The 21079-nt window shown below is 44.0% G+C and carries 15 protein-coding genes and 1 riboswitch; of the genes, 5 read left to right on the plus strand and 10 right to left on the minus strand.

What is annotated here, in order from left to right:
- Nucleotides 1-30: 30 nt before the first annotated feature.
- The gene (locus tag BMX69_RS13890) at nt 31-1971 is read right to left on the minus strand and encodes a beta-glucoside-specific PTS transporter subunit IIABC (protein ID WP_100042656.1); all 1941 of its coding nucleotides are present in this window, start codon (nt 1969-1971) and stop codon (nt 31-33) included.
- Nucleotides 1972-1987: 16 nt separating this feature from the next.
- Nucleotides 1988-2839, minus strand: a complete 852-nt coding sequence (locus BMX69_RS13895; protein WP_147297065.1) for a PRD domain-containing protein — start codon at nt 2837-2839, stop codon at nt 1988-1990.
- Between the two features lie 534 nt (nt 2840-3373).
- A riboswitch (NiCo riboswitch) is annotated at nt 3374-3477 on the plus strand.
- A 206-nt stretch (nt 3478-3683) separates the two neighbouring features.
- Between BMX69_RS13895 and BMX69_RS13900 the strand changes: the two genes are divergently transcribed.
- Both BMX69_RS13900 and BMX69_RS13905 read left to right on the plus strand, forming a co-directional pair.
- On the plus strand, nt 3684-6275 hold the full coding sequence (locus BMX69_RS13900; protein WP_100042658.1) for a cation-translocating P-type ATPase: 2592 nt from the start codon (nt 3684-3686) through the stop codon (nt 6273-6275).
- Nucleotides 6276-6403: 128 nt separating this feature from the next.
- Entirely contained in the window at nt 6404-6823 is a 420-nt protein-coding gene (locus tag BMX69_RS13905) for a YjdF family protein (protein ID WP_054790398.1), read from the plus strand.
- An 86-nt stretch (nt 6824-6909) separates the two neighbouring features.
- Here the strand turns inward: BMX69_RS13905 and BMX69_RS13910 are convergent, their stop codons facing one another.
- The 6 genes from BMX69_RS13910 to BMX69_RS24720 form a co-directional block, all read right to left on the minus strand.
- Nucleotides 6910-7875 (minus strand): IS3 family transposase, encoded by a 966-nt coding sequence (locus tag BMX69_RS13910; RefSeq protein ID WP_054792199.1) that lies wholly within the window; start codon nt 7873-7875, stop codon nt 6910-6912.
- Nucleotides 7872-8549 (minus strand): helix-turn-helix domain-containing protein, encoded by a 678-nt coding sequence (locus BMX69_RS13915; RefSeq protein ID WP_054792198.1) that lies wholly within the window; start codon nt 8547-8549, stop codon nt 7872-7874. Before BMX69_RS13915 ends, BMX69_RS13910 begins: the two co-directional genes overlap by 4 nt.
- Nucleotides 8550-8703: 154 nt before the next feature.
- Nucleotides 8704-9291: a helix-turn-helix domain-containing protein gene (locus BMX69_RS13920; protein WP_100042659.1), complete on the minus strand. Its 588-nt coding sequence runs from the start codon at nt 9289-9291 to the stop codon at nt 8704-8706.
- 21 nt (nt 9292-9312) lie between these two features.
- Nucleotides 9313-9654, minus strand: a complete 342-nt coding sequence (locus BMX69_RS13925) for a GIY-YIG nuclease family protein (protein WP_100042660.1) — start codon at nt 9652-9654, stop codon at nt 9313-9315.
- Between the two features lie 101 nt (nt 9655-9755).
- Nucleotides 9756-10205, minus strand: coding sequence for a GNAT family N-acetyltransferase (locus BMX69_RS13930; protein WP_054792196.1), 450 nt, complete (start codon nt 10203-10205; stop codon nt 9756-9758).
- A gap of 184 nt (nt 10206-10389) precedes the next feature.
- On the minus strand, nt 10390-12591 hold the full coding sequence (locus BMX69_RS24720; protein ID WP_408610330.1) for a LysM peptidoglycan-binding domain-containing protein: 2202 nt from the start codon (nt 12589-12591) through the stop codon (nt 10390-10392).
- A 467-nt stretch (nt 12592-13058) separates the two neighbouring features.
- On the opposite strand from BMX69_RS24720, the gene BMX69_RS13960 reads away from it, so the two are divergent.
- Nucleotides 13059-15605 carry a PAS domain S-box protein gene (locus BMX69_RS13960; RefSeq protein WP_100042661.1) on the plus strand — a complete coding sequence of 849 codons (2547 nt, stop codon included), beginning with the start codon at nt 13059-13061 and terminating at the stop codon, nt 15603-15605.
- A gap of 66 nt (nt 15606-15671) precedes the next feature.
- Nucleotides 15672-17063, plus strand: coding sequence for an FAD-binding oxidoreductase (locus BMX69_RS13965; RefSeq protein ID WP_100042662.1), 1392 nt, complete (start codon nt 15672-15674; stop codon nt 17061-17063).
- A gap of 47 nt (nt 17064-17110) precedes the next feature.
- Here the strand turns inward: BMX69_RS13965 and BMX69_RS13970 are convergent, their stop codons facing one another.
- On the minus strand, nt 17111-17587 hold the full coding sequence (locus BMX69_RS13970) for a MarR family winged helix-turn-helix transcriptional regulator (RefSeq protein ID WP_278280628.1): 477 nt from the start codon (nt 17585-17587) through the stop codon (nt 17111-17113).
- Between the two features lie 21 nt (nt 17588-17608).
- A complete protein-coding gene (locus BMX69_RS13975; protein WP_025234543.1) occupies nt 17609-18154 on the minus strand; it encodes a glutathione peroxidase in 546 nt (181 codons plus the stop codon).
- 276 nt (nt 18155-18430) lie between these two features.
- On the opposite strand from BMX69_RS13975, the gene BMX69_RS13980 reads away from it, so the two are divergent.
- On the plus strand, nt 18431-20881 hold the full coding sequence (locus BMX69_RS13980; RefSeq protein WP_100042663.1) for an FAD-dependent oxidoreductase: 2451 nt from the start codon (nt 18431-18433) through the stop codon (nt 20879-20881).
- Nucleotides 20882-21079: the final 198 nt, after the last annotated feature.

Genomic DNA, 21079 nt, shown 5'->3' on the forward strand with positions numbered 1-21079 from the left:
TTATCTGCCCATGGTATCTGGACACAAAGATCATGAAAGGGCAGCTGCTCTCTCAATTCCTATCAGACAATCCTCTGTAGTGACCTTCTTGTCTTTCCACAAAATCATACCGTCATGTTCACTTAAATTTGTAATCAATACCGGCGTCACCAATGAATATCCCTTAGAATGTATAAAATCCATATCAAACTCCAATAAGACCTGGCCTTTTTTTACTCTCTGGCCCTGCTCGGCCTTCGCAGTGAAGCCTACGCCCTCTAATCTTGTGGTGTCCATTCCAACGTGAATCAGAATCTCCAAACCATTGTCAGCTTTAATTCCCAACGCATGTTTTGTATGAAAAAAGGCACTGATCACACCGTCTGCCGGAGAAACAACAACTCCTTTTGATGGCTTTACCGCGATCCCCTTTCCCAAAGTACCGCTGGAAAATGCAGCATCTTCCAGATTTTCCAATGGAATAATATCACCTTCTACCGGAGAAAGTACCTCTATGGAAAGAAGCTTTGCAGGACTATCTTGTGTCCCTGCCGATGCATCAGTTCCCTCACCATCCTCTGCCGGAGTCTCCTTATCGTTCCAGAAGAAGAAAGTAAGTAAAAATCCAACCAGGGATGAAACAGCGATACAGATAAAGGAAGTAACCATTCCGCTTGCATCTCCTGTTGCAGTATTAATATAGTTTACCACCCCAAAGATTCCAAGGCCGCCCATGGTATAAGAAGCTGCATTCATAGTAGTCATAATAGCTCCGCCTACCGCACCACCGATCATGGAGTAAATAAAGGGAAGTTTTTTCGGAAGGGTAATACCATAAATCGCAGGCTCCGTCACACCGCAGATACCGGAAACAACGGCAGGAATACAAAGTGATTTTGTTTTCTTATCCTTGAGTTTAAAGTACATGGCAAGCACACAGGCAGTCTGCGCAAAGCTTGCACCATACATTCCGCTTAATACGTTGATATATCCCAGTTCAGCCAACTGAATGAACGCCAAAGGAATCAAAGCCCAATGGAGGCCAAAAATAACCAATACCTGCCAGAAGAATCCCGTCAGAATACCAAATAGGATCGGAGAAGCTGCAAAGAGGGCAGAAAATCCTGAGTTTAAGAAACTTGTCAGGATGGATATTACCGGCCCTATGACCAAAAATCCTGCAACCATGGATACAAGCATAACAACAAACGGAACGAAAAAGTTTTGAAGCATCTCCGGAATTATTTTTTTTGCGAACCTCTGTACATAGCTTGCAAACCAGACCACAATAATAACCGGAATTACACTGCTTAAATAGTCATTCGCTACCCATGGCACCCCAAACGCCTTTAAGTAATAAGCGCTGTGGAAAACGCTTCCCTCAAACAGCACGCCAAGGACGTCTCCTCCTGACAGGGCAGATAACTGGATGCCCGGATAACACAGGGCCGCACCTAGGGCCATGCCCGTCATTCGGTTTACATTAAATTTTCCCGCTGCAGTAAAGCCAATGATGATGGGCATAAACTGGAACACAGAATCACCAATGGCATTAAGCATTGCATAGGTACCTGACGTAGTGGAAAAAACGCCGAGAAATACCAAAAGTGCGCATATACCCTTTATGATACCGCCTGCTGAGAGAATCCCTAAGAATGGCTGGAAGCAGCCACTGATCGTATCAATCAGCTTATCAAACAGCTTTTTACTTCCCGCATCCGCTGCTGCCCCTCCTTCGCTGCTGATTCCCGCCGCCTGGCAAACCTCTTCGTACACGGCAGGCACATGATTGCCGATAACCACCTGGTATTGTCCGCCGCTTTTCATAACCGTAACGACTCCATCCATATTCTTTAAGACTTCATCGTGTGCCTTGCTCTCATCCTTTAACTGAAAACGAAGGCGGGTAATACAATGGGTCAAAGACGCAATGTTTTCTTTCCCTCCTACTTCTTTGACAATTTTCTTTGCCAGTTCCTCATATTTTCCCATGGCAAATCTCCCCTTTCTAGTCTATTTTTATATTGTCATCAAGGATCTTAATGATATGGATCGCCAGATATAATCCTTCCTGCTCTGTAAAGCAATATTGATAATGGATCCAAAAAAAATCCCTGATTTTTTTTACACACTGAAACGTAGCTTCGTACCGTTCGCTTAAGTGGTCTTTTAATATCTCACTCATATCGGCATCATTTAATTGAGACCCCTGGAATATCCGTTGGGCAAGAACACGCAAGTGAGTTACAAAGCGGTAATAGGCATAACTTTCTTCGTCATAATCAATTAAAAAATGATATTTCACTATGTTTAAAATCTCACCAATGAGTTTTGTTATCTTCCCTGCATGTTCCATCCCGGATTCCAATTCTGCATTGACAAAATGCATGGCAAGGGTTGCTGCTTCATGATCGTCATACAAGGTATCATAAATATTATTAAATTCCGCCACCAGCTCCCTGCTTAGCCGGAATTCATCCTGATACATCTTCTTTATATCCCAAAGCATTCTGTTCTCCAGATAAGCCCCCAGTTTCCCACGCGCAACCATGCTGTTTAAATGGTCTGCCAGTGATATGACAAGAGAATTCTGCAAGGTACGGTTCAAGTCCTCTTTGGCTTTTGTAACAAAACGGCCGGCCAATTCAAAAATCGCACCCGGTATTTCCGAAAATAGCTGAGTATACTGAGCAAGCTGAGAGCGATCATCTAAAATGAATATTTTATCAATCATTTCACGTGATATCTCCTCATTTTTATTGGATAAATGAGCGATTCCCTTCCCCATGACAACCAGTTCCCGCTCCTGTCCGTCTAAGACCAGTGCGGCATTATTGTTTAAAAATTTGACAATCTTCATCTTCCTGATCCCCCCAAAAAAGAAAACCCACCTGATTCCGGGGATAAAAATCCCCGGAACCAAGCAGGTTTCGTATATGTTCAAGCCATATTCACGATCCAGCTGTGCTTCCTGATATAATAGTAACTAGATTTCTTCTTTTCACTTTTTGATTTGGGTTTACTGTCTGTTAGCACCCCCTTACTTTTGAATAAATATTAACATGTCATTTTTTTAAAGTCAACAATTTTTTTGCGTTTTTCTTGTTCATTATATTAGTTTTATTTATCTTTTTACGAAACATCATCATCATTTTAACTATTAAACTAGTTTTTTTATGTACTTTTTCATGCGAATTGACTTTTACTATACTGATACAAGTTAAAGTACTTCTCTGTTTATTGTTTGATAGATCCTCATAATTTTTATAAACTTACAATAAAAAATAATTTCAACAAAAAAATTCTCTTTTTAGTTGACAAACCAAAAAACCGTGCATATAATGTTCTGTAATCTCTTTGCACTGCATTACATCCGATTGTGGATGCGAGATCAACGGTACAAACTGAGCAGGCGATGAACCTTTTTGTAAAGGTCATGGGGCCGGGCCGCCTAATAAGTGGCAACAGATTGCAATATTGCACATCTGTGGGACAGTAGTATGGTTTATGAGAAGTTTCTTTCTAACTCCTTATAAAAAGACGCAGCTTTTGCGTCGTCCATCCGGTTATGAGAACAACTTTTTGTTTTCATAATATGTTCCATAGGTGTATTTTTTTACACAAAAATGGAACAGAGACCCCGAAAATGGAGTGCCATAGAGCTATCAAACGAACGCCGAAAGGCTAAAACGGAGGTAACTTTTATGACAAACAACAAAGGTCACATGGCAGGTTTGACATCTGCCGAAGCAAAGCGATTGCAGGAACAATTTGGCAAAAACGAATTGACGCCGCAGAAAATGGAGAGTTTTTTTAAGAAGGTCTTTCACATTATCTGTGAGCCCATGTTTTTGCTGCTGATTGTTGCTGCAATCATCTATTTTATTCTGGGAGAACCCAGAGACGGTGCCATCATGCTTGTTTTTGTAGTGGGTGTCATCAGCATTGATGTTATACAGGAATGGAAAACAGACAAGACGCTACATGCGCTGAAGGATTTATCAGCACCTCATGTAACGGTAATCCGCGATGGCATTGAACAGATCATTGCCAGTATTGATCTTGTTCCCGGCGACTTAATGACGATCTGTGAGGGCGTCAAAATACCTGCAGACGGTATGATAGTTAAGTGCAACGACTTATGCGTAGATGAATCCTCCCTCACCGGCGAAGCTGAGGGTGTTTGGAAGTTATGCGCTGATGAATCCTCCTTTATCTGCGAAGCTGAGGGTGTTTGGAAATTTTCTGCTGATTGTGCTGATTCCGCTGATGACTACTGGCGCCGGGACTATTGTTATGCAGGTACCCTGGTCACCCAGGGCACGGCAACTGTTTATGTCGATAAAATCGGTGCTGCCACGGAATACGGCAAGATCGGTGCAAATGTGGCCGCAGCTCCTGATGAAGATACTCCTTTGCAAAAACAAACCCGAAGTCTTGTTAAGCTATGCGCAGGAATCGCTGCGGTACTGTTTGCCCTTGTGGCCATATTTACATGGTTCAATATTCCGGACCATACGTTTCAGGACCGGTTGATTGAAAGCATTCTATCCGGCATTACCCTTGCTATGGCAATGATACCAGAGGAATTTCCGGTTATTCTTACCGTATTTCTTTCCATGGGCGCCTGGAGGCTTGCAAAAAAACAGTCTTTGGTGCGTAAGCTGCCTTCCGTGGAAACCTTGGGTGCGGTATCAGTCCTTTGCGTAGATAAAACCGGTACCATTACCATGAATCAAATGACAGTGCAGGATGTGTGGGCACTGGATGGAAATGATTATGCATTATGTGAAACCATGGGACTTGGCTGTGAAACAGACGTTTATGATCCCATGGAAAAAGCTATGCTTTCCCATTGCAGCAATCTTGGCATCACCAGGGAACATCTTTTTAACGGAGAGCTGGTCAGCGAGTACGCGTTTACCAATGAGCTGAAAATGATGGGTCATATCTGGCGCAGAAACGGTGAGTTAGTCATTGCTGCGAAAGGTTCCCCTGAACGGATTCTGACCATCTGCAATCTTAAGGAGGAAGAAAGAGAAACCGTCGACAATAAGATCATGGAAATGTCCATGGAAGGTCTTCGTGTCATTGCAGTCGCTGCTGCGAAACTCCAAAGCGAAGCAGAGATACCGGCTGAGATCACGGGCTGCTCCTTGACACTCTGCGGCTTGATCGGGCTTGCCGATCCTCCCCGGGAAAGTGTGAAAGCAGACATTGCCGTCTGCAGCAAGGCCGGTATTCGTGTAGTGATGATTACAGGTGATAATGGCATTACCGCTTCTTCCATTGCTAAAAAAATCAATATGCCCAACAGCGATCATATTATTACAGGCGATATGCTAAACGAAATGAGTGATGAAGAGCTCCGCGATAAAGTAAAAGATGTTTCCATCTTCTCCCGTGTTATACCGGAACACAAAATGCGGATCGTTAAGGCATTTAAGGAAAACGGCGAAATTGTTGCCATGACAGGCGATGGGGTAAATGATGCCCCTGCAATGAAATACGCCGATATTGGTATTGCCATGGGAAAGCGGGGCAGCGAAGTTTCCCGTGAAGCCGCCGGTCTGATCCTGATGGATGACAATTTTACCACGATTGTGGAGACCGTAAAGGATGGCAGACGTATTTATGATAACATCCGCAAGGCGGTAGGCTATGTATTTACCATCCACATCCCGATTGCATTTGCTTCCTTGCTTGCCCCTATGCTTGGCATCGGGCCCACTGCGCTTTTACTGATGCCGCTGCATGTTGTGCTGATGGAGCTGTTCATTGACCCGACCTGTTCCATTGTACTGGAGCGGCAGCCTGCCGAAATGGATATCATGAATCGAAAACCACGTGATCCGAACGAAAAGATGCTCACTCCAACCCTTCTTTTTAAAAGCGTCCTGCAGGGTCTCATTATATTTGCCGTTTCATTCGGCACCTATTATACCTTACTTGACGGAAATGAAGCAAATGCACCCACAGCCCGAGCCATGGGGCTTACCATCATCATGCTTTCCAATCTGTTCCTGGTACAGGTAAACAGCTCTGACCACGATTTTGCAGTACAGTCCATAAAACGTCTTGCAAAAGACAAGGTGATGTGGGCAGCGAACTTTGGAACATTTGCAATGCTTGGAATCATTTTGTATTCTCCGTTAAATACGTTTTTAAAGCTGGCTCCGCTGTCTGCAACCATGCTTTTCACTGCTATAGGCATTGCTGCATTCGCAGTATTCTGGTATGAAGCAGTAAAGCTGATAAAAAAGATGCAAAAAAGTAATGTAACATTAGACCATTAGTGTTAAAATATACAATGCAAAGATAAAAACACAGTTCCGGTTGGTAGTCCGGACGCAGTGAAAGCTGTCAGTAACCTGCCTCCTTGGTTGTCCGTTCTTTGTAAGGCATTTAAAAGGAGGATTTAATCATGAGAAAGACTGGTACCAGGCTGACTGTATTCTTTGAGGAGCCCTTTTGGGTGGGCATCTGTGAGCGTGAATTTGATGGAAGATATGAAGCTTGCAAAATCACCTTTGGAGCAGAACCAAAGGACTACGAAATCTACGATTTCATACTCAAAAACTATAACAGGCTGCGGTTTAGTCCATCTCTGGAAGCGTCACCAATGACTGAACGGCGCATCAACCCCAAGAAAATGCAGAGGGACATCGAAAAGCATCTGCAAAATACCGGGGTTGGAACAAAGGCGCAGCAGGCTTTGAAGCTTCAACAAGAGCAGGTAAAATCGGAGCGCAAATCCCGTTCCCGTGAACAGCGGGAAGCTGAGAAAGAACGCCAATTTGAACTGCGGCAGGAAAAACGCAAGGAAAAGCACAGGGGGCATTGAGTGATATGCCCCCTGTCAAGTAGACAGGATAAATATCTAAAATGAAGTGCCGAAAAACGATCACACATATTTGTGTGGTCGTTTTTCTATGCACACCATTTCTCTTTATATTTCTCAATTCGTTTGTTTTCGGGAATCGGGTATTCTTTTGGCCTTTCGGAAGATAGCGCTTCGGTTCTTACTTCCAACGGTGTTTTACAATGATATCTATCTTGAGGACGCTCTTTCCTATAAAACCTTATATAATCCTTTATTGCATATCTCAATGATGCTTCATCCATGATTTCATACATTTGGTACATCTCTGTTTTAATGATACCCCAAAAGCCTTCTGTAGGACCATTATCAATACAGTGACCAACTCTGGACATTGATTGTTCCATTTCCTGAACTTTTAGTTTATTTTGGAATACTTTACTTGTATATTGAAAGCCTCTATCACTATGAAAAATAGGTTTTGCATGGGGATTTGAAGAGATTGCTTTATCAAATGTTTTAAATACCAGCTTGCTATCATTCCTGCTACTGATTACATATGAAACAGGATACCTGTCATACAGATCTATGATTGCACTTAAATACAATTTCTTTCTTTCGCCGGGTACTTTGAATTCGGTTACATCTGTTGTCCACTTCTCATTTGGAGCTGTTGCATAGAAATCTCTATTAAGCTTATTCTCAGATATTGTTTCAGGTGTAGATGAATTATATTTCTTCTTTTTCTTCCTGATGACTGAATGTATGCTTAACTTCTTCATAATCCTGTGTACTCTGTTTTGGCTATAGTTGGTATGATTGAAGTTATTAATCCATGAAGTCATTCTACGATAGCCCAGGATATGGCGAAAGCGTTCGTCGTATTCTTTGATAAGTTCTGCAAGCTCAATATTTCCTAATTCCTGTTCCGGAGTCTTACGATGTAACCATTTATAATAAGCTGCCCGGGATATTCCAAGCTGTTTACACATCCATTCGATACTCCATTTCTTTGTTTCATGAAAATATCCAACAGCTAAATATTTTGTTTCGTAGCGCAGTTTGCCAAGTCTCACATCCCTTCGAATTCTTTCACTTTTTTTAACAATTCAACTACCATATCTTTTTCTTCAAGTTGGCGTTTGAGCCTGAGATTTTCCCGACGCAAACGTTCTAATTCACCTACCTCATCATCGGTTTTATGGCGACCACGTTTATCTGATAATCCCTCTTCTCCATTAGCGTCGTACTTTTTCACCCAGGAATAGACCTGACTGTATGAAACATCATAGATGCTTGCAGATTCTTTATAATCACGATTATGTTTAAGACAGTATTCAACGATTTCTTTACGTTCTTCAATAGATGTTCTTCTTCTTGCTTCTGCCATATAGACCTCCTTTTTAGGATTATAATCCTTAAGTTCTCTATTGGCATTATAACGCTTTATCCAGTTTCTGAGTACCTCTCTGGAAGATATATTGTATTTAGCAACGATATCATCTACACTTCCTTCGCCTGATAAAACAGCTTTAACACATATAATTTTAAAATCAGATGAATAGGAAGTGTTACCTGATTTGTGAGCGAATGCTGCAATTCCATAAATCGTATATTTTGAAATCCATTGTCTTAAGGTTTTACTTCCAATGTTATATTTAGCAGATATATAATCGTAGGAACCAACTCCATCAAGATACTCCTGTGAAACCTTTGCACGGAATTCAGGAGTATGTGGTGATTTTGCCATAAAATAATCCTCCATAAGTAGATTTTGGTTATTTACCATGTCTACTTATGGAGGATCATATCAGAGCCTCCCTGTGCTTTTCTTCTGCTTTTATTATAAGCGATACGCTGTTTAAACGGTATGCCGACAGTGCTGCCGCTGCCTGCTATGCCGCTTATTTTAACAACTGGTACCGTAATCCATAATCCGTACTGTACCATATCAGCATTCCATATTCTCTTCTGGGAATGCGCACATTTAAATTCCATTCAGGATATTGCTTGATGATCTGGAGGCGGTCGCCGGATGCCAAAGCTACAAAGGAAATGTAATGCTCTTTATCCATAGGGTGTTCACTGGTGATATACCAGTCATCTTCCACCAAGTGTACGGTCAGCCTTTCGCCTTCTTCGGCCTTTTTCAAAGTCTGAGCTGCTAATTTTTTACCGCAGCAAGAGACTTCCGCCTCTCCCGTGCAGAACGTTATATTCTGGCATGTGGGACAAACGAAATATTTTGTATTTTTCATATTACCTCCTGTAAAATCGTTGGGAGTCAAATCTCCGGCCAGTAAATTCATAATATCAATCTCTAAAATACTGGAAAGCTCCGGTATAAGAGAAATATCAGGAAGACCCAGGCCCCTCTCCCACTTGGATATGGTTTTATCGCTAAGGTTCATCTTATCCGCAAGTTCCCTTTGTGTCATACGGTGTTCCTGGCGTAAGGTGCGGATTATGCTGCTTACTCTACTGTTTTCCATGCTTAACCTCCATATCAGGAATTAAGGATCAAGGTTTTGATTCTTTTCCAGCCATAATTCCAGAAGTGTATTAACATCGTCAGAAAATTCACGATCCGTCTGTGTTTCATTTCTTTCTATTTCCTCGATAACTTCAAAGGAAAATCCGGATGCCCCGGACTCCTTCCACGCATCCATCATACTTGGTTCAGGGCATGAATCCGTTGACACAAAAAATTTGAAACGGTTTTTTGCCCCCTGTATATCTTCAGTTGCCCGAAACCATGCTTCATCCCTGTCCTTGCATCTAATACAATATACGCCCCCGACTATTTTTCTATTTTGATACTGCTCTTTTAAAGCTTTCCTTGATGACTTATCCATTTTGTTTCACCATCTTTCTTAAATTCAGAGTTTCTTCTCCGCATATCATTGTAGTTGTTCGTCGTGGGGTTTTCAATCTACGCTCCGTAGAGTTTCTTCTATCAAAATTTCTTCATCACGTAATTTGTCAGAATAACGCCTTTTCGTTCTACCTGCTGTTCCTTGATAACCCTATATCCGCGGGATTCAAAAAACGGCTTTGCAGTTATGGAAGCATGTGTTGTCACCGGACCTGCAGGGAAATCTGCTTCCAGCCGGTTACAAAGGGCGGTTGCAATCCCCTGCCCCTGATAGTCCTTATGGATATAGAGGCGGTCAAGATAACCGGTATTATCCATATCTCCAAATCCGACAATCATACCGTTTTTCTCGGCTACAAGCGTATGATGCTCCAAGAATGAACGGTCCCAGGCAGCCCTGTCAATATCTTTTGATGACCACGCATCAAGCTGCTCCTTTGTATAGTCTCTGGAGCATATTTTATGGACCGTATCATAAAATAATTCTGCCATTTCCTCAATATCTTTTGAATGATATTCCCTGATTGTCATTTTCTCTCCCAATTTATGCCGTTCCTTTGTCTCGATTAGACGCCCGCAGTACCAAAAGAGGCTGCCGCTGTCTTATGGGTATTTTACCATAAACAAGTTCAGTCTGCTATCCAAAAGAAAAAAATGAGGGTATCCCAAAAGACATTCATTGACTTTTGAGATACCCTCGTTTATTTCATTATAACTATCTGAAAAACTGCATGAACTGTTGTACGATTCCCTGTGTCATGACATCGGCCATTTCCAGGGCTCCTCTTTCAATGTCTGCAAATATATCGATGCTGTCTTCATAATTCTGTGTCAGAATATCCGTAGCTTCCGTTTTTGTCATTGCCAGGTGATTATAAAGCATTTCCTGCCATTCATCGACCGACCAATTGGGATTGATATTGGAAAGGAATGTTGCAATCTGGTCTGCATTTTCATACCAGCGTTTTTCCGCATCGGAGGCAGCATCAACGTTGCCTTCCTTCGCTGCTATAACAAGATCATTGGCAATAGTAAGGTGAGTTGTCAGCAGCTCTGCAAATCTTGCGGCTGTATCCTGCCCATAAAACGTAACCAATACTTCTTCGAAATCCTTTGGATTCTGCAGAAGGCGATCTGTTGTAACTTTCAAACTCGGAAGATCAAAAGCTATGCCTTCAATAACCATTCTCGTCCAGTATACATGCTGTAACCATAAAAGCCTCAAATAGTTAGATACGTTTTGCTCTGCCTCGGTGATACACATGGTGATAGGGGGTTGAGGCTGCGGCATTGGTATTGGCTGCGGAGTCGGCATTGGCTGCGGAGCCGGCATTGGCTGCGGAGTCGGCATTGGTCGCGGAGTCGGCATTGGCTGCGGAGTCGGCATTGGCCGCGGAGTCGGCATTGGCTGTGGAGTCGGCATTGGCCGCGGAGTCGGCATTGGCTGCGGAGTCGGCATTGGCTGCGGAGTCGGGCAGATTGGTGGCTGTCTCTGTCCAAATGGGATACAAATCACCTGACCAACAAACAGATTTGTTGGATTAACACCTGGATTTACAGAGATGATCGCTTCAACTGTAGTCTGAAAACGTTGTGCAATAATCCAAAGGGTATCGCCAGCCTCTATGATATAAGAATGTAATCCTCCTGGGCAGAGATTCTCGGTGCGTCCCCTTCGACCTTCTTCAGGGCGCTCTCTTCTGCGTTCTTCTTCAGGACGTTCCCTTCTGCGTTCTTCTTCAGGGCGTTCCCTTCTGCCTTCTTCTTCAGGGCGTTCCCTTCTGCGTTCTTCTTCAGGGCGTTCCCTTCTGCGTTCTTCTTCAGGGCGTTCCCTTCTACGTTCTTCCTCCATGCGTCCCCTTCGACCTTCCTCCTCCATGCGTTCCCTTCTGCGCTCTTCTACCGTGCGTTCCTCTCTCCGTCCTTCTTCATTGCGTGGCCGGTTTTGCGGTCTTTCAGGCGCAGCGCATTCTGCTGACCGAGGAATGCAGATTTCCTGGCCAACAAACAGATTACCAGGAGTTATGCCCGGATTAGACTCCATAATTGCTTCAACTGTAGTGCAATGGCGCTGTGAAATAAGCCATAAGGTATCACCGGCCTGAACTGTATAGGGATGTAAACCTTCCGGACACCTGGTCCTTATGTTTCTGCGCCTCCGGTCTTCCTCTATAAAAGCTTGGGACATAGGCTGATTCATAGGCTGTGTCTGAGGCTGAGTCTGAGGCTGAGTCTGAGGCTGAGTCATCGGCTGAGCTTGTGAAGGCATATTACGATTTCCGCCCGCCTGTGGAATACAGATAACCTGACCAATGAACAGACGATTCGGATTTAGGCCTGGATTCGCCTCCATAATTTCGTCAATGGATATGGAATGACGCCGCGAAATAAGCCACAGGTTATCTCCGGCTTGAATTGTATAAGATTGCATCGTTCCCGAACAATTATTCATACCGCTTTCCGGAACAGATGTCTGTGGCTGAGTCTGGGTCCTGCGCTGAGGCTGAGTCATTGGACCAGTCGTCGGCTGAGTCTGGGGACCAGTCATTGGTTGAGTCTGGGGTTGTGTCATCGGCTGGGTCTGTGGCCCGGTCATCGGCTGGGTCCGGGGCTGAGTCGTAGGCTGTGTCTGTGGTCCGGTCATCGGTTGTGTCTGTGGTCCGGTCATCGGTTGTGTCTGTGGCCCGGTCATAGGTTGTGTCTGTGGCCCGGTCATAGGTTGTGTCTGTGGCCCGGTCATCGGCTGGGTCTGAGGTCCGGTCATCGGCTGGGTCCGGGGCTGAGTCGCAGGCTGTGTCTGTGGCCCAGTCATCGGCTGCGTCTGTGATGGCATATTGCGGTTCCTGCTTCCTTGGGGAACGCAGATCACCTGCCCAATCATCAGATTATTGGGGGTTATTCCAGGATTTACAACCATAATTTCCTCTACGGTAGTACGAAAGCGCTGTGAAATAAGCCATAGTGTATCACCGGATTGAATCGTGTAGGAGAGCAATCCTTCAGGGCAAGGAGTCATAAGATTACTGCCTTTCAATTAAGCAATTTTCCATATTTTATGATTTATAAATCAAAATAGTACCTGTCAGCCCATAAAAAATATATTTTTGTAAAATATTGACAAAACAAAACGCTGGAAAGCAGCATACTCCGGATCTTGGATTCCCCTCCTGTTCATGGCATTTCCCTCTCCCGCTTAACCAAAATCCTGCCGGCAAATTCTGTTAATAAAATTCAGATAAATTAGGCTTTATATGACAAAAGTGAAAATTCTTTCAAGAAAATATAAAATATGAATTGCTTAATAAAAAAACTTTTGATATTATTTTATACATATAGGTGTATTTTAACACCTTACCTATAAAATTGCGTAAAGGGGGTCCTGTTATGGCAAAAGAGGAAAAAGAAAAAATTTTCATGCAGATGCCGTTAGGCTATGCCTACTATGAAATTATCTTTGGAAGTACGAAACACACACGGGAATATGTTCTTTCAGAAGCAAATGATGCCTTTTTTGATCTCTGGGGCCTTGACAAAGAAAAAGCGCTGCAAAAAAACGTATCCCTGCTTTTGAAGAATAAAGCAGAAGCCCCCGCATGGCGTACGTTTCATGAACGCTTAGAAAATGCAGAAAAAGACAAGCATTTCATCGTGATCATTGGGGAGCGCAGCTTTAAGGTTACTATCTACAATCCTACATCAGACGGACTGACGGCTATTTTTGATGATATTACGGAAATCAATGGGGAGCTTGAGTCTCAAAGAGCGAAAAATGAAAGACTAAACCGGGATATTGATGTTTTTTTTAACAGCACCCAGGATGGTTTGTTTTTTCTGGAATATAAAAACGGAGAATTCCGTTATATCCGGAACAATATGGTCCATCAAAGATTGACCGGATTGACCATTCCTCTTATGGAAGGAAAAACGCCCATAGAAGCAATGGGTGATGATGTGGGGAGTATATTGCAGGTGGGATATAAGAAATGTATCGCTTCCGGAGAAACCATAATGTACGAGGAAACCGTAGAGTTTAAGGGAACCCCCAGGAATTGGCTGGTTCGGCTTACCCCTGTTAAGGAAAATCGGAAGGTCTCCTATATTATCGGATCACGAATTGATGTTACAGAATTAAAAAAGCTGCAGGAAGATAAGGAACAGCTTCTTGAAAACTTAAATTCCATGTTTACGGAGCACTCTGCAGTCATGCTGATCATTGATATGAATACCGGGAAAATACTTAATGCCAACCCAGCCGCCCGCAGCTTTTATGGCTATACCAGGGAAGAAATTTTAACCATGCACATACAGGATATCAGTCAAACTCCTAATGACGCCATCAAACTTATGCGTGTTCAGGCCCTCAATAATGAAAGGCCCTACTCCCAGTTTTCCCACCGCTTAAAGGACGGGACTGTCAAAATGGTAGACGTATATTCCAGCCAAATCACCTATGAAGGAAAAAGTCAGCTCTTCTCCATAATCTTTGACGTATCAGACCGGGAAAAATTCAGATACGACCTTTATTGGGACAAAGAATTGTTAAGCGTTACCCTTAACTCCATTGGTGATGGCGTCGTTACCACTGATAACGAAGGAAAAATTACCTATTTAAATCAGGCCGCTCAGGAAATCACCAGCTGGAATAATGAGACTGCAATCGGAAGGCCTTTTGAGGAAATCTTTGATTTAAGAAATGAAACCTCCGGAGAAGCCATCTCAAACCCGATCCGTGCCGTTCTTAAAACGGGAAAGATCGTGGAATTTGCCAATCATACCGTTCTTTTAAACAGGCAGGGAGATTTTATTCCCATTACAGACAGCGCCGCGCCCATTAAGGATCAAACAGGGCATATGTACGGCGTTGTCATGGTCTTTCACGATGTAAGCCACGAAAAAAAGCAGCAAAGAAGGATTATGTACTTAAGCTATCATGATTCATTGACTGAAATCTTCAACCGCAGGTACGTGGAGGAGGAAATGATCCGGATCGACAGGGCCTCTATGCTGCCTATTACGGTAATCATGGGGGATGTAAATGGCCTAAAGGTGACCAATGACGTCTTTGGCCACAAAACAGGGGATCTCCTTTTAAGGGAAGTTGCGAAAATATTGAAACATGCCTTACCGAAAAACGGGATCGCAGGCAGATGGGGCGGAGACGAATTCCTGATCCTGCTGCCGAAAACCGATACCGCTTCTGCCCAGGATCTCATACAGAAGCTAGAGGAGGAATTTAAGCAAAATGACCGCCTTCCCCTGCAGATCAGCATATCCCTGGGATTTGATGTTAAATACAGCGTGTATGAAAATCTTCATCAGGTTCTGCAAAAAGCGGAAGAACAAATGTACCATAAAAAGCTTTTAGAAGGAAAAAGCTACCGCAACCGAATCATAAATACCCTTTTGGCCACTCTGCATGAAAAGAGCATGGAAACGGAAGAACATACCTTAAGGATTGAAACCTACTGTATCGCAATGGCCCAAAAGCTGGACCTGGCTCCTGAAGAAAAAAATGATTTATCCCTTCTGTCCATGCTTCACGATATCGGAAAAGTCGGAATCAGTATGGAGATCTTAAAGAAACCCGGCCCCTTAAGCGATGAGGAATGGAAAGAGATGAAACGCCATCCGGAAATCGGCTACCGCATCGCCCAAAACACTCCTGAGCTCTCTACTGTATCTGATTATATCCTCTCCCATCATGAGAGATGGGATGGGTCCGGCTATCCCAGAGGCTTAAAAGAAACTGAAATTCCACTGCTATGCCGCATTCTTGCAGTTGCCGATGCATTTGATGCCATGACAAGCAATCTGACTTACCGCAAGGCTATGGACAGCCTGGATGCAATGGAAGAAATCAGACGCTGTTCCGGAACACAGTTTGACCCAGAGATCGCCAAACTGTTTCTGGATCTTAACAAAATTTACTGATAAGCTGAGCCCGAACCAAATGTCCTCCTTTTTAATAACATGTTATTAGGAAAGGAGGCAATCCTCATGAACACCTGTAATTTTAACGGGCTTACCGGTCGTGTTGTAACTCCAGACGACCCTTGTTATCATGAACTAAGACAAGTATATAACAGAGCAGTCCAAAAATTCCCCCTGGCCATTGTCTACTGCCAGAATCAGGAAGATGTCAGCAATGCTGTTTTGTGGTCCCGAAGAAACCACATCTGCCTGCGGATCCGAAACGGAGGCCATAATTATGAAGGCTACTCCACCGGAGATGATATACTTGACATTGATATAAGTGAAATGAACCAGCTTGCCATAGATGAAAACGCCCATTTACTTCACGTTCAGGGAGGCGTAACTAACAAACAGCTATACGAATTCGTCTCATCAAAAGGTTACCCCTTCCCTGGCGGGACCTGCCCCACGGTTGGGGTAGGCGGATATGCCTTAGGCGGAGGCTTCGGACTCTCCTGCCGCTACTTTGGACTTGGCTGTGACAATCTTTTGGAAATCCGTATGGTCAATTACGAAGGCTGCATTATAAAAGCCAATTTACAGGAAAATTCCGATTTATTTTGGGCCTGCCGGGGAGCGGGGGGAGGAAACTTTGGCGTAATCGTTTCCATGACATTCCGCCTTCCTCAGAAGGTAAATAAAGTTACACTCATTGACATAAGATATCCCCATGCAAACCAGGAAAAGCAGTCTTCGTTTCTGCTGACCTGGCAGGACTGGCTGAAAGATGCCGATCAGAGAGTAACCTTAATCTCAAGAATTTACAATGACCTAATGGAGGGACTTGCAATTATCGCAAGAGGTATCTTTTATGGACCTCCTGAAGTGGCCCTTGGAATCATTGCTCCCCTCCTTGAGCTTGGAGGTGTAAAATACAGTTTAAAATACGTGACCTTCTTAGAAGCTGTTACAATTATCGGGGATTTTTATCCACCCTTTGAAGCGTTCAAATCAGCAAGCCGTTTTGCTGTGCGGGACTTTAGCAGCTGTGAAAGCTTTAATATTGCCGGGCTTATAAAAGAACGGGCCGAAGGCTCCGTCTATGCCAGCATTTCCTTTTATGCCCTGGGAGGCAGGGTGGCGGAGGTGGATGTGGATGAAACCGCGTTTTTCTTCCGCGATGCCCACTTTATTGTCTGGCTTGACACCGTATTTGAAGACCATCGATGCAAAAATGCTGCCTGGGTAGCTGATAGATTCAGCTATTTGGAATCAGTTACCGACGGCTCCTATGTAAATTTCCCCTATGCATGCCTTCCCTGCTATCTTGAAGAATATTATGGTACCCATGTTTGCAGATTAAAAGAGGTAAAGAAGAAATATGATCCGCTCAACACTTTTACCTTTCCTCAGGGGATCGGCGAGTTTTTCAACATGGACTATACAGCTTCTAAATGCTGTAACCTTTCCTGGTAACCCTTTTAAATGGCAAAGGCATGAATGCAAAAGCACCCTCGCGCAAATCAGGATTCACGCGGGGGTGCTTTTGTGGGGTCGGCCTGGCCTAAAATCTGGTACAGAAGCCGGTATAAGGTTTTAAACTCGTCCTTATTTACAGGTACACATTGAGAGATCCGGTCAGGGATGGTTACAGCCTTGTCTTTTAGCTGTTCTCCCTTTTCCGTCAGTTCAACGATCACACTTCTCTCGTCTTCCTTGGCACGGCTCCGTTTGAGCAGGCCGGCAGCTTCCATTTTTTTTAACAAAGGAGTCAGGGTGCCGCTGTCCAGATACAAAAGCTCTCCCATTTTTTTTATGGTGACCTGTCTTCTCTCCCATAATACCATCATGGCGATATACTGGGTATAGGTCAGACCGATCTCATCAAGGAATGGTTTATACCATTTGATGATCTCACGGGAGCAGGCATAAAGCGGAAAACATAGCTGGTTCTCCAATTTTAATTTTTCATAGTCCATAACTTCTATCCTCTCTCCCATTGCGATCCTCTCTGCATTTTTTTATAATAAACTCTTTACAACTTCTTTTACATACTTCATATCCGCAGTCGGCTCAAAGCGCCTGACCACATTCCCCTGGCGATCCACAAGGAATTTGGTGAAATTCCACTTAATATCCGGTTCATCTTTATAATTGGGATTAAGCGCTTCAAACTTCTGTTCCAGGCGGGACGTCAGCTCGTGTCCCGGGTCAAAGCCTTCAAAGCCCTTTTCATTCACCAGGTAATGGTACAGAGGAATCGCATTCTCTCCATTTACGTCAATCTTTGCAAACTGGGGGAAGGTGACTCCAAAGCGTCCGGTACAAAAGGAATGAATTTCTTCGTTATCGCCAGGCGCCTGGTTTCCAAACTGGTTGCAGGGAAAATCAAGAATCTCAAATCCTTTGACACCATACTCGTCATACATGGCCTGAAGGTCCGTATACTGGGGAGTAAATCCACAAACCGTTGCCGTATTGACGATCAGTAACACTTTGCCTGCAAAATCGGATAAAGGTTTCTCTGTGCCATCCATCTCTTTCACTGTAAAATCATAAACAGACATTTCATGGTCCTCCTTTTTATATTATGCAAAATTATATTTATTAAAATCATACTTATCATAAAACTTTATTTGTCATTTGTCAATGGTGTTATAAAATTAAATTGTGCAAAATCAAAAATTCGCAGGTTTACTTAAATAATACAGCCAGAAAAACGAATGATCCATATCACGAACTGTTATGTGACTCAATCACAGACATCTTTTAAATTCTTGTTTATACTTAACGAAGCAACATGTGACCATTCGTTAATTTAAAAATATAGCAGGAGGCATATTATGAAGAAAATTGTAATTATCGGCGGAGTAGCCGGAGGAGCCAGCTGTGCAGCCAGGCTGCGCAGGCTTGACGAGGAGGCAAATATCATTATGTTTGAACGGGGAGAATACATTTCCTACGCCAACTGCGGCCTTCCTTATCATGTAGGAGATTTGATCAAATCCAGAGATGCATTGCTGCTGCAGTCGCCGGAAGCAATGAAAAATAAATATAATATTGATGTCAGAGTAAAAAATGAAGTCACCTCCATTGACCGGGAGAATAAAAAAGTTACGGTCCGCAGGCTGGATTCCGGAGAAACCTATGAGGAAACCTATGACACCTTAGTCATTTCCACTGGTTCTTCACCGGTCCGCCCGCCCATTCCGGGAATCGGATCTTCCCGTATCCGGACTCTTTGGACGGTTCCTGATACCGACCGCATCCGCGCTCTTATTAAAGAAAACAAAATTAAAACAGCCGCTGTCATCGGCGGAGGCTTTATTGGCCTTGAAATGGCTGAAAACCTCCGTCACGCAGGTCTTTCTGTTTCCCTCATTGAGATGCTGGACCAGGTTATGACGCCTGTTGACTACGAAATGGCTCAGCTGCTCCACGAGCACATCCTGCAAAACGGGGTAGACCTCCATTTAAGTGACGGTGTTGCTGCATTTGAAGATCAGGATGGATCTGTTGCCATTACTTTAAAAAGCGGGAAAACCATTTCTTCAGAACTGGTCATCCTCTCCATCGGTGTACGGCCCAACAGCGAACTGGCAAAGGCAGCCGGCCTTTCTGTCAATGAGCGCGGCGGTATTGTGGTAGATGAATATCTAAGAACTTCGGATCCGGATATCTATGCCGTAGGCGATGTGATTCAGGTCGATGACCTTATATTCCAGGAACCGGCTATGGTCCCACTTGCAGGACCTGCCAATAAACAGGGACGCATTGCAGCCGATAATATTGCAGGAGCCCAGGAAACCTATAAAAAAACCCAGGGAACATCGGTTGCAAAAGTATTTGATTTAGCTGCAGCTTCCACCGGTGCAAATGAAAAGGCACTGATCAAGAGGGGGCTTCAAAAGGGAAGGGACTATGAAAGCATCATCATTACCCAGAATTCCCATGCAGGCTATTATCCCGGCGCCGTGCCCATAACGCTGAAGCTTCTTTTCTCCACCGATGGGAAAAAGATCTTCGGAGCACAGATTGTGGGCCGTGACGGAGTTGATAAGCGGATTGATACTCTGGCGGTGTCCATCCGCCTTGGTGCAGGAATCTCTGATTTAAAGAGCCTGGAGCTTGCTTATGCTCCTCCTTTCTCCTCAGCAAAGGATCCGGTCAACATGGCTGGTTTTGTGGCTGAAAACCTGATTACCGGTAAGGTCGCATTTTCCTCCTGGGATGCTGTGGAGCAAAACCCGGAGACCGTACTGCTTGATGTCAGAGAGGATGCAGAGCTAATGGCCTTTTCCCTGCCAAATGCAAAGCATATTCCTTTAGGACAGTTAAGAAACCGCTTAAAAGAACTGGATCCTTCAAAGAAAATCATCGTCTTCTGCGCCATTGGAGTCCGGGCTTACAATGCTGCCCGCCTCCTGATGCAGAACGGCTTTCATAATGTCAAGCTTTATCCCGGCGGAGCCAGATTCTATCAGTCGACCCATTATACGGCGGAAGGGGTTCTTCCTTCCGAACAAACCGTTTATTCCGACAGCGGCCAGATGGAAACGAAAAATATCCCCACCTCTGCCATGCGCTTAGACTGCAGCGGCATGCAGTGCCCCGGCCCCATCATGAAGGTGTTTGAAACCATGAAGGAGATGCCGGATGGAGCAGTCATGGAAGTGTCTGCCTCTGATCCCGGTTTTACCCGCGACATCGGCGCCTGGTGCAGACGAACCGGTAATGAGCTTATGGCCTGTGAACTCCGCGGAAAAGATTACGTTGCCCTGGTAAAGAAAGGAACCCCTGCTGCCCCTGTAAAAACGGAAGCAGCCGAAGGAAAGACCATCATCGTATTTTCCGGCGATCTTGACAAGGTTTTGGCAAGCTTTATCATTGCTAATGGCGCTGCCGCCATGGGCAGACCTGTTACCATGTTCTTTACCTTCTGGGGATTGACGGCATTAAGAAAGTCAGAAAAACAGCCGGTCCGCAAATCACTGGTGGAATCCATGTTTGGATTCATGCTTCCCAGAGGAAGTAAAAAATTAAAATTATCTAAAATGAATATGGGCGGCATGGGAACCGCCATGATGAAAAAGATTATGAACGATAAAAATGTGGATTCACTGGAAACCCTGATCCAGAAGGCCATGAAATCCGGAGTGAAAATTGTTGCCTGTACCATGAGCATGGATGTCATGGGAATCCGGTCCGAGGAGTTGATCGACGGAGTGGAACTTGGAGGCGTAGGCGCTTATCTGGGGGATGCGGAAGAATCCAATGTGAATTTATTTATTTAGAAAAGATTGCTATGGAATAGATACTGGCAGAAAATGATGAGATTAGTTAATAGGCGGGTCCGGGATATGTACGGGTACCCGCCTATAGTTTTTCTAATAAAGTACTCTTTCCATCTGGTACTGAAAGGTAAGTGAAGGCAAATCTATCACCTCTACAATTGTATGTGAATCACTTATCATATTTTAAGATAATAAAAA

The sequence above is a fragment of the Lacrimispora sphenoides JCM 1415 genome, assembly GCF_900105615.1.
Lineage (GTDB): Bacteria > Bacillota > Clostridia > Lachnospirales > Lachnospiraceae > Lacrimispora > Lacrimispora sphenoides.

Coding starts and splice junctions, on each gene's coding strand:
- BMX69_RS13960 (WP_100042661.1), top strand. CDS start 13,059: ATGGCAAAAGAGGAAAAAGAAAAAATTTTCATGCAGATGCCGTTAGGC.
- BMX69_RS13930 (WP_054792196.1), bottom strand. CDS start 10,205: ATGACAATCAGGGAATATCATTCAAAAGATATTGAGGAAATGGCAGAA.
- BMX69_RS13890 (WP_100042656.1), bottom strand. CDS start 1,971: ATGGGAAAATATGAGGAACTGGCAAAGAAAATTGTCAAAGAAGTAGGA.
- BMX69_RS13965 (WP_100042662.1), top strand. CDS start 15,672: ATGAACACCTGTAATTTTAACGGGCTTACCGGTCGTGTTGTAACTCCA.
- BMX69_RS13925 (WP_100042660.1), bottom strand. CDS start 9,654: ATGGATAAGTCATCAAGGAAAGCTTTAAAAGAGCAGTATCAAAATAGA.
- BMX69_RS13900 (WP_100042658.1), top strand. CDS start 3,684: ATGACAAACAACAAAGGTCACATGGCAGGTTTGACATCTGCCGAAGCA.
- BMX69_RS24720 (WP_408610330.1), bottom strand. CDS start 12,591: ATGGTTGTAAATCCTGGAATAACCCCCAATAATCTGATGATTGGGCAG.
- BMX69_RS13915 (WP_054792198.1), bottom strand. CDS start 8,549: ATGGCAAAATCACCACATACTCCTGAATTCCGTGCAAAGGTTTCACAG.
- BMX69_RS13980 (WP_100042663.1), top strand. CDS start 18,431: ATGAAGAAAATTGTAATTATCGGCGGAGTAGCCGGAGGAGCCAGCTGT.
- BMX69_RS13975 (WP_025234543.1), bottom strand. CDS start 18,154: ATGTCTGTTTATGATTTTACAGTGAAAGAGATGGATGGCACAGAGAAA.
- BMX69_RS13920 (WP_100042659.1), bottom strand. CDS start 9,291: ATGGAAAACAGTAGAGTAAGCAGCATAATCCGCACCTTACGCCAGGAA.
- BMX69_RS13905 (WP_054790398.1), top strand. CDS start 6,404: ATGAGAAAGACTGGTACCAGGCTGACTGTATTCTTTGAGGAGCCCTTT.
- BMX69_RS13970 (WP_278280628.1), bottom strand. CDS start 17,587: ATGGGAGAGAGGATAGAAGTTATGGACTATGAAAAATTAAAATTGGAG.
- BMX69_RS13895 (WP_147297065.1), bottom strand. CDS start 2,839: ATGAAGATTGTCAAATTTTTAAACAATAATGCCGCACTGGTCTTAGAC.